Source organism: Lysobacter sp. P5_B12 (assembly GCF_056400425.1).
This window is the reverse complement of record NZ_JBFULG010000012.1, coordinates 66,133-74,778: the sequence shown is the minus strand read 5'-3', so window position 1 is coordinate 74,778 and position 8,646 is coordinate 66,133. Positions and strand designations below refer to the sequence as shown.

General features: G+C 68.1%; 8 protein-coding genes and 2 tRNA genes. All 10 read left to right on the top strand.

Going from position 1 to position 8,646, the window contains the following annotated elements; all coding sequences use genetic code 11:
- The first annotated feature begins 67 nt into the window (after nt 1-67).
- The 10 genes from AC1DOM_RS15665 to AC1DOM_RS15620 all read left to right on the top strand — a co-directional run bounded on the left by AC1DOM_RS15665 (nt 68) and on the right by AC1DOM_RS15620 (nt 8,639).
- Nucleotides 68-508, top strand: a complete 441-nt coding sequence (locus AC1DOM_RS15665; RefSeq protein WP_498964960.1) for an ExbD/TolR family protein — start codon at nt 68-70, stop codon at nt 506-508.
- Nucleotides 505-2,262 carry a lipid A export permease/ATP-binding protein MsbA gene (gene msbA, locus AC1DOM_RS15660; RefSeq protein WP_498964959.1) on the top strand — a complete coding sequence of 586 codons (1,758 nt, stop codon included), beginning with the start codon at nt 505-507 and terminating at the stop codon, nt 2,260-2,262. The genes AC1DOM_RS15665 and msbA overlap by 4 nt, the downstream gene beginning before the upstream one ends.
- Nucleotides 2,259-3,260, top strand: coding sequence for a tetraacyldisaccharide 4'-kinase (gene lpxK, locus AC1DOM_RS15655; RefSeq protein ID WP_498964958.1), 1,002 nt, complete (start codon nt 2,259-2,261; stop codon nt 3,258-3,260). Before msbA ends, lpxK begins: the two co-directional genes overlap by 4 nt.
- Nucleotides 3,257-4,036, top strand: coding sequence for a 3-deoxy-manno-octulosonate cytidylyltransferase (gene kdsB, locus AC1DOM_RS15650; RefSeq protein ID WP_498964956.1), 780 nt, complete (start codon nt 3,257-3,259; stop codon nt 4,034-4,036). The genes lpxK and kdsB overlap by 4 nt, the downstream gene beginning before the upstream one ends.
- A gap of 88 nt (nt 4,037-4,124) precedes the next feature.
- Entirely contained in the window at nt 4,125-5,534 is a 1,410-nt protein-coding gene (locus AC1DOM_RS15645; RefSeq protein WP_498964954.1) for a hypothetical protein, read from the top strand.
- A gap of 24 nt (nt 5,535-5,558) precedes the next feature.
- Nucleotides 5,559-7,424 carry an excinuclease ABC subunit UvrC gene (uvrC, locus tag AC1DOM_RS15640; RefSeq protein WP_498964952.1) on the top strand — a complete coding sequence of 622 codons (1,866 nt, stop codon included), beginning with the start codon at nt 5,559-5,561 and terminating at the stop codon, nt 7,422-7,424.
- A complete protein-coding gene (gene pgsA / locus AC1DOM_RS15635) occupies nt 7,421-8,002 on the top strand; it encodes a CDP-diacylglycerol--glycerol-3-phosphate 3-phosphatidyltransferase (protein ID WP_498964950.1) in 582 nt (193 codons plus the stop codon). Before uvrC ends, pgsA begins: the two co-directional genes overlap by 4 nt.
- A gap of 26 nt (nt 8,003-8,028) precedes the next feature.
- Nucleotides 8,029-8,104: transfer RNA gene (locus tag AC1DOM_RS15630), tRNA-Gly, on the top strand.
- 87 nt (nt 8,105-8,191) lie between these two features.
- Nucleotides 8,192-8,265 (top strand) — tRNA-Cys (locus AC1DOM_RS15625).
- Between the two features lie 41 nt (nt 8,266-8,306).
- On the top strand, nt 8,307-8,639 hold the full coding sequence (locus tag AC1DOM_RS15620; RefSeq protein WP_498964948.1) for a hypothetical protein: 333 nt from the start codon (nt 8,307-8,309) through the stop codon (nt 8,637-8,639).
- The last annotated feature ends 7 nt before the right edge of the window (nt 8,640-8,646 follow it).

The window sequence follows — 8,646 nt, the reverse complement described above, 5'->3', positions numbered from 1 at the left end:
GCGCGCCGCCGCCGGCCAGGCGCCCGCCGTGCCGCCCGCCCGCGCGAGCGCAAGCGTCGACTGACCCATGCGCATCCGCGACCATCGCGACGACGACACGCCCGAGATCAACCTGATCCCGCTGATCGATGTCGTCCTCTGCCTGATCATCTTCTTCGTAGTCACCACCACGTTCGACGCGCGCTCGGTGCTCAAGCTGCAACTGCCGCAGGCCAACGGCACGCCGGCCGAATCGCAGTCCAAGGCGCTGAGCGTGCTGGTGAACGCCGACGGCCGTTACTTCATCGACGATCGCGAAGCACTGCGCACCGACGTCGAATCCCTCAAGCAAACCCTCGTCGACGTCGCCGGCACCGACCGCACGCGCCCGGTGTTGCTGCGTGCCGATGGCCGCACGCCGCACCAGGCCGTCGTCACCGCGCTCGACGCGCTCGCCCAGCTCGGCTTCTCGCGCGTGTCGATCGCCACCGCGCCGCCGGTGCAGACAGCGCAGGCCAAGGCCCCATGACCGAATCCTCCACCGCGACCCCGACGCAGACCTACCGCCGCCTGCTCGGGTTCGCCAAGCCGTATCGCGCCTGGCTCGGTGGCGCCGCCCTGGCGATGGCGCTCGAAGCGCTCACCAGTTATGGCGTCACGCGCCTGCTCAAGCCCATCGTCGACGGGCTCGCCGACCCCAAGACCTTCCAGTTGTGGTTGCCGGCCGCGCTCGTCGGCCTGTTCGTCGCGCGCGGCCTGTTCGGCCTGGCGGGCGATTACACGATGGCCCGTTCCGGCCGCGGCGTCGCGCGCGACCTGCGCCTGCTGTTGATGCGCAAATATTTCCGTCTGCCGGGCGAGCGTTTCGACGCCGAGCCCGTGGCCTCGATGCTCACGCGCCTTGGCGGCGACACCGAACAAGTCGCCGGCGCCGCCGTCGATGCGTTGAAGGTGATGATCAGCGCGAGCCTGACGACCGTCGCGATGATGTGGGCGATGCTCTCCACCAGCTGGCGCGTCACCATCGCCCTGTTGTTGCTCGCGCCCTTCCTGGTGTGGGCGATGAACAAGGTCGGCGGGCGCTATCGCAACATCAACCATCGCATCCTGGAAAACGCCGCCGACATGCTGCAGTCCGCCGACCAGGCACTGCACGGCCACCAGGAAGTGAAGATCTACGGCGCGCAGGAAAGCGAGATCGGGCGCTACGCCGACCAGACCAACAAGAACCTGCGCCTTGCGCTGAAGGTCGAGGTCACGCGCGGTTCGATTTCCTTCTTCGTGCAGGTGCTGGGCGCGATCGGCATGGCGGTGCTGCTGTTCCTCGCCGCGCGCGAAGCCGCCGCCGGCCGCCTCACCGCCGGCGACTTCACCGTGCTGATGACGGCGATGGTCGCGATCATCCCGCCGCTGCGCCAGCTCACCAACGTGCAGGCGATGCTCCAGCGCGGCGTGAATTCCGCCGAGCGCCTGTTCTCCGTGCTCGATGCGCCCGATGAGCGCGACACCGGCACCGCGCCGCTCACGCGTGCGAAGGGCGAACTGGAATTCCGCCACGTCACCGCGCGTTATCCCAACCAGGTGCGCCCGGCGATCGACGACATCAGTTTCATCGCCAGGCCCGGCACGGTGACGGCCATCGTCGGCCGTTCGGGCAGCGGCAAGAGCACGCTGATCAAGCTGATCCCGCGTTTCTACGAACCCGAATCCGGCCAGGTGCTGCTCGACGGCCGCCCGCTCGAGGACTACGCACTCGCCGACCTGCGCCGCCAAGTCGCGATGGTGAGCCAGCGCGTGATCCTGTTCGACGCCAGCGTCGGCGCCAACGTGGCCTACGGCGAAATGGAAGGCGCCGATGCGCAGAAACTCGCGCAGGCCGTGCGCGGTGCCAACGCAATGGAGTTCGTCGAGCGCCTGCCCGACGGCATGGACACGCGCATCGGCGAACACGGCGGGCGCCTGTCCGGCGGCCAGCGCCAGCGCCTGGCGATCGCACGCGCGCTGTTGAAGGATGCGCCGCTGCTGATCCTCGACGAAGCCACCGCCGCGCTCGACAACGAATCCGAACGCCTCGTGCAGGATGCGCTCAACCATTTGATGCCCGATCGCACGACGATCGTCATCGCGCATCGCCTCTCGACCATCGAACACGCCGACCAGGTGCTCGTGCTGGACGAAGGCCGCCTGGTGGAGCGGGGCACGCATGCGCAACTCATCGCACAGGACGGCGTGTACGCGCACCTGCATCGCATGCAGTTCCGCGAGCAACCGGCCGAGGCATGAAGAAGGGCGACACGCCGGGCTGGTGGTATTCCGATGGCCCGGTGCCGCTGGGCGCACGCGCGCTGAGCGGCGTGTACGGCGGGCTCGTCGGCATGCGCCGCAAGTGGTACGGCCGCGGCTGGTTGAAACAACAAAAGGCCGGCGTGCCCGTCATCGTCGTGGGCAACGTCGCCGTTGGTGGCACCGGCAAGACGCCGCTCTCCATCGCGCTGATCGAACGCTTGCGCGATGCCGGCTGGAATCCCGGCGTCGCCAGCCGCGGTTACGGCCGCGAAGATCCGAAGACCGCGCGCTGGGTCGATGCGAAAACCGCGCCGGCCGAAGGCGGCGACGAACCCGTGCTCATCGCATTGCGCACCGGTGCGAAGGTGCGCGTGGATCGCGACCGCGTCGCCGCGGCGCGGGCACTCGCGCAGGCCGGCTGCGACATCGTCGTGTGCGACGACGGCCTGCAGCATTACCGGCTCGCGCGCGATGTCGAGATCGATGTCGTCGACCTGCGCCGCCACGGCAACAATCGCCTGCTGCCCGCCGGTCCCTTGCGCGAGCCTGTGGAACGCGCCGAACAATGCGACTTCCGCGTGGTCAACGTGGGCGGCGACGACGTGCCCGCCGGTTTCGGCGAATGGCCGATGCGCCTGGTGCCGGGCGGCGTGCAGCCGATCGAAGGCGGGCGCCCGAAGCCGCTGTCCGCGTTCTCGGGCCAGCGCGTGCATGCGGTCGCCGGCATCGGCAATCCCGATCGATTCTTCAACATGCTGCGCGCGCACGGCATCGCGGTGGTGCCGCATGCTTTCGCCGACCACCATGCCTACATGCCGTCGGATTTCGAATTCGGCAGTCGCCTGCCGGTGCTGATGACCGAAAAGGACGCGGTGAAATGCCGCGCCTTCGCCGACAGTGCGTTTTACTCCGTGCCGGTGCGTGCCGAATTGCCCGAAGCGTTCTGGATCGCGTTGTTCGACAAACTGCCGCCGAAGGGGCCCGCCGCCGCATGATCGCCGCGCCATCCAGCGAATTCGTCGTCGCGATTCCCGCGCGTTATGCCGCCTCGCGCCTGCCGGGCAAGCCGCTGCGTGCACTCGCCGGCGAACCGCTCGTGTTGCACGTCGCGCGCCGCGCGCTCGCCGCCGGTGCGCGCGAAGTGTGGGTCGCCGCCGACGACCAACGCATCGCCGATGCGCTCGCCAACAGTGGCGTGCGCATCGCGATGACCTCTCCCGATCACGCCTCGGGCACCGATCGCCTCGCCGAATGCGCACGCATCGCAGGCTGGTCGGCCGAGACCATCGTCGTGAACCTGCAGGGCGATGAACCCTTCGCGCCGGCCGCCGGCATCCAGGCCGCCGCCATGGCGCTGGCCGGGTCCGACGCGGAGATGGCCACGCTCGCCACGCCGATCGAAGACGTCGAGACCTTGTTCGATCCCAACGCCGTGAAGCTCGTGCGCGGCGCCGACGGCAATGCGCTGTATTTCAGCCGTGCGCCGATCCCGTGGCCGCGCGACGCCTTCGCCGCGGATCGCCGCACGCTGCCCGAAGGCGGCCATTGGCTGCGTCACATCGGTCTGTATGCGTATCGCGCCGGTTTCCTGCAACGCTTCACCGCGCTGCCGCCCGGTCGGCTGGAGCGCATCGAATCGCTGGAACAGCTGCGCGTGCTCGAAGCCGGCTTCCGCATCGCGGTCGCGCTCTCGCCCGAACCGTTCCCGCCCGGCGTGGATACGCCCGAAGACCTCGCACGCGCCGAAGCGCGACTTTCGTCAGGCACGTGAACCTTCGACCCAAATCACGCATGCTGCATCGCACCCATCCCTAGAATCGGGCGCGATGGGAATGGTCAGAAGTTCGGAGCAGGTGGGGATGGGACGTACGCTGGTGCCGGGGTTTCCTTCGTCGTTGCATTGGTTGAATGCCGCACCGCCGGCGTCGGCGCATCTGCGTGGCTGGCTGACGGCGGTGGCCTTCGTCAACATCGGTTCGGCGTGGTCGATCCAGGCGATGCACGACCTGCAGGCCCTGCGCCTGCGCCATCCGGGTCGCCTGCGCGCCTTCGCGGTACACGTGCCGCGCTTCGACCACGAACGCGATCCGCGCCGCACGCTCAAGCGCGCCCATCGCCACGGCATCACCTTGCCGCTGGCGATGGATGCCGATTGGGTCGCGTGGCAACAGTGGGGCGTGCGGTCGTGGCCGACGGTCGTGCTGATCGACGGCAACGGCGACGTGCAGGGGCGGCTGGAAGGCGGCGATGCCCTCGGCGATCTCGACAAACGCCTGCAGGCCCTCGCGGGCACGCCGGCGATCGAAGACGACACGCAGCAGCGCAAGGTGCGCGAGCCCGCGATGCCGCTGATGTTCCCGACGGGGCTGGCGGTCACGCCGCAATACCTCTACATCGCCGACAGCGGCCACAACCGCGTGCTCGAATGCAGCCACGCCGGCCGCATCCTGCGCGTGTTCGGCACGGGCGACGCGAACCTGATCGACGGCGATCCGGCGCACGCCTCCTTCCATTGCCCGCACGGCCTGGCCTTGCAGCGCGACATGCTCTACGTCGCCGACACGGGCAACCACGCGGTGCGCCAGATCAACCTGCGCAGCGGCGACACCAAGACGCTGTGCGGCAACGGCCGGCGCGGCACGCCGACCGAAGGCCCCGTGCGCGATTCCTCCTCCGTGCGGCTCGATGCGCCGCGCGCGGTCGCGGTATCGAACGACCAGTTGCACATCGCACTCACCGGCGACAACAAGCTCTGGACCTACGACCTCGGCCGCGATCTGCTCACGTTCCGCGCGGGCTCGGGCGAGCTCGCGGTGAAGGACGGCATCGGCTCGGCGGCGGCGTTCGCGCAACCGGTGGCGCTCGCGGCCGTGCAGCAGAACCTCTACGTGTGCGACAGCGCGGGCTCGGCGATCCGCGCGCTCAAGCTCGGCGACCACTCCGTGCAGACCTTGCTGGGGCAGGGGCCCTGGGCCTTCGGGCATGTCGACGGGCCGCGCAACATCGCGCAATTGCAGGAACCGCAGGCGATCGCGCTCGACCCCGACCTGCCGCTGCTGTGGATCTGCGACTCCGGCAACGACCGCCTGCGCAGCCTGCGCCTGGGCGGCGGCGAGATGACCACGCACATGCTCCCGCAACCGCTGCATGGCCCCTCGGGCCTGGCGGTGGGCGCCGGCGCGGTGTGGATCGCCGACACCGATGCGCACGCCGTGCTCCGCGTGGACCCTAAAACCGGTGCGGTTCAGCATGTGCCGATTGGGGAATGACGCCACCGCCCCGATAATGTCCCGGTGACGACGCAAGCCCCGCAACAAGCACCCTTCGACGGCAAGGCCTTCGCCCGCGGGCTGGGCGCGCAGCCCGGCGTGTATCGCATGTACGGCAAGGACGACGCCGTGCTGTACGTCGGCAAGGCCCGCGCGCTGAAGAACCGCGTCGGCAGCTATTTCAACGCCACGCCCAAGGCGGCGCGCACGATGGCCATGCTCGCGCAGGTCGTGCGCATGGAAACCACCGTCACGCGCACCGACGCCGAAGCGCTGCTGCTCGAAAACCAGCTGATCAAATCCCTGCAGCCGCGCTACAACGTGCTGCTGCGCGACGACAAGAGTTATCCCTACGTCCTGCTCACGCAGGAACCCTGGCCGCGCCTGGCCTTCCATCGCGGCCCGCGCGCGATCGCAGGGCGTTACTTCGGCCCGTATCCCAGCGCCGCGGCCGTGCGCGAAACGCTCAACTCGATGCACAAGCTGTTCAAGTTGCGCAGTTGCGAGGACAGCGTGTTCCGCAATCGCTCGCGGCCGTGCCTGCAATACCAGATCGGGCGATGCAGCGCGCCTTGCGTCGGGCTCGCGCCTGCGCGCGATTACGCCGATGCCACGCGGCGTGCGTCGCTGTTCCTCGACGGCCGCAGCGAGGAACTCGGCAACGAACTGACTAATGCGATGGAAGCGGCGAGCCAGCGCCTGGATTTCGAAGAAGCCGCGCGCCTGCGCGACCTGGTCACGACGATCCGCAAATTGCAGGCGCGCCAATACGTCGACGGCCAGGCCGCCGACCTCGACGTGCTCGCCGTCGCGATGCAGGGCGCATCGGCGTGCGTGTTGCTGCTCGCCTTCCGCGACGGGCGCAACCTCGGCACGCGCGCGTTCTTCCCGAAGACCAATGGCGCGCCGCCGGATGAAGTGCTGTCGGCATTCGTCTCGCAGTACTACGCAGAACAACCGCCGCCGCGCGAAATCGTGCTCGATCGCGACGTGCCCGATCGCGAACTGATCGAAGTCGCGCTGTGGGAAACCGCCGGCCGCAAGATCCAGCTCAAGTGCAATGTGCGCGGCGAGCGCGCGGGTTATGTCGACCTGGTCAAGCGCAACGCCGAACTCACGCTCGCGACGGAACTGGCCAGCCACGCTGCGCAAAGCGCGCGCGCCGAAGCGCTGCGCGAGATGTTCGGCCTGGCCGAGGCGCCCAAGCGCATCGAATGCTTCGACATCAGCCACACGATGGGCGAGGCGACCGTGGCCTCGCAGGTCGTGTTCGACGAAAACGGCGCCGTGCGCGCGCAATACCGCCGCTACAACATCACCGGCATCGAACCGGGGGACGACTACGCGGCGATGCACCAGGCGCTCGAACGCCGCTTCCGCCGCGCGATCGAGGAGGGCGGGGTGCTGCCCGATGTCCTGCTGATCGATGGCGGCAAGGGCCAGCTCGCGCAAGCCAATGCGGTGTTGAAGGACCTCGGCGTGTCGTCGGTGTACGTGGTCGGCGTCGCGAAAGGCGAGGAACGCCGCCCCGGCCACGAGACGCTGATCCTCCCCGACGGGCGCGAACTGCGCCCCGGCCCCGAATCCCCCGCGCTGCAATTGGTCCAGCAAGTGCGCGACGAGGCCCACCGCTTCGCCATCACCGGCCATCGCGGCAAGCGCCAGAAGGCGCGCAGCACCAGCCGGCTGGAAGACATCCCCGGCATCGGCCCGCGCCGCCGCGCGAGCCTGCTCAAGCATTTCGGTGGCCTGGGCGGACTGAAGCAGGCCGGCGCCGAGGAGATCGCGCGCGTGGAAGGCGTGAATGCCGCGCTCGCCGAACGAATCTATGCCACGCTGCACGGGCTGCCGATGCCGGCGGCGGGAACACAGGCAGGACGCGACGGATGAAGATGACGGTACCGACCTGGCTCACCATCGCCCGGATCGTGATGATCCCCGTGCTGGTCCTGGTGTTCTACCTCCCTTACAAGTGGACCAATTTCGCGGCGGCCTTCGTCTTCGCCTTCGCCTCGCTGACCGACTGGTTGGACGGCTGGATCGCGCGCCGCTGGAACCAGTATTCGGCCTTCGGCGCGTTCCTGGACCCGGTGGCCGACAAGCTGATGGTCGCCACGGCCCTGTTCCTCATCGTGCAGAGCCACCCCACGCGCTGGATGGCCCTGTGGGCCGCGGTGATCGTCGGCCGCGAGATCGCCGTGTCCGCGCTGCGCGAATGGATGGCCGAAATCGGCCAGCGCAAGAAAGTGGCCGTGGCCAGCATCGGCAAGATCAAGACGATCGTGCAGATGGTGGCGGTGACGCTGCTGCTGTACCACGAGCCGCTGCTGGGGATCCGCGTGTTCACGATCGGCGAATGGATGCTGGCGGCCGCGGCGCTGCTGACGCTGTGGAGCGGATTCGAGTATCTGCGCGCGGCCTGGCCGGCATTGCGTGAGCAAGCGCATGCAGGTGTTGACAGTCCATGATTCGCCCGTAAAATGGCGGGCTCAATGCGGGAATAGCTCAGTTGGTAGAGCACGACCTTGCCAAGGTCGGGGTCGCGAGTTCGAGTCTCGTTTCCCGCTCCAAGTTTTGGACTCGATTGTCCAGGTCGAAGCCCCGTTCGCGGGGCTTCGTTGTTTCAGTCGGATGTGGTTGAATCCGATACGTCATCCGGCCGGGTGGCAGAGTGGTTATGCAGCGGACTGCAAATCCGCGTACGCCGGTTCAATTCCGACCTCGGCCTCCAGATCACGACAAAGGGTTGCGCGAAAGCGCAGCCCTTTTTCTTTGAGGAGCCGCCCCATAAACTGGCTTGAGTGGTACCGCATCGTGACGTACCGGGACTTCCACGATGTTCCGCGCCAAGTGCTCGCGACCAATTCCACCGAAGACGCCTTCTGGATCCTGGATGCAGGCGTCGATGACGCCGCCGGTGCGCACGCCACGATCTATACGATCCATGATGCGGGCCGCGCTTTGGCTGAAGCGACCGAGCGCTTCGAACGACATGCAGCCGATCCGGCCGCGCTCGCCGCAGTCGGATGCATTCCGGTCGAGCACGTGCAGTTCGATGAGACGGGACGTGGCGCATTGAAACTGACGAGCCCGCCGATCGTCTGACGTCGCT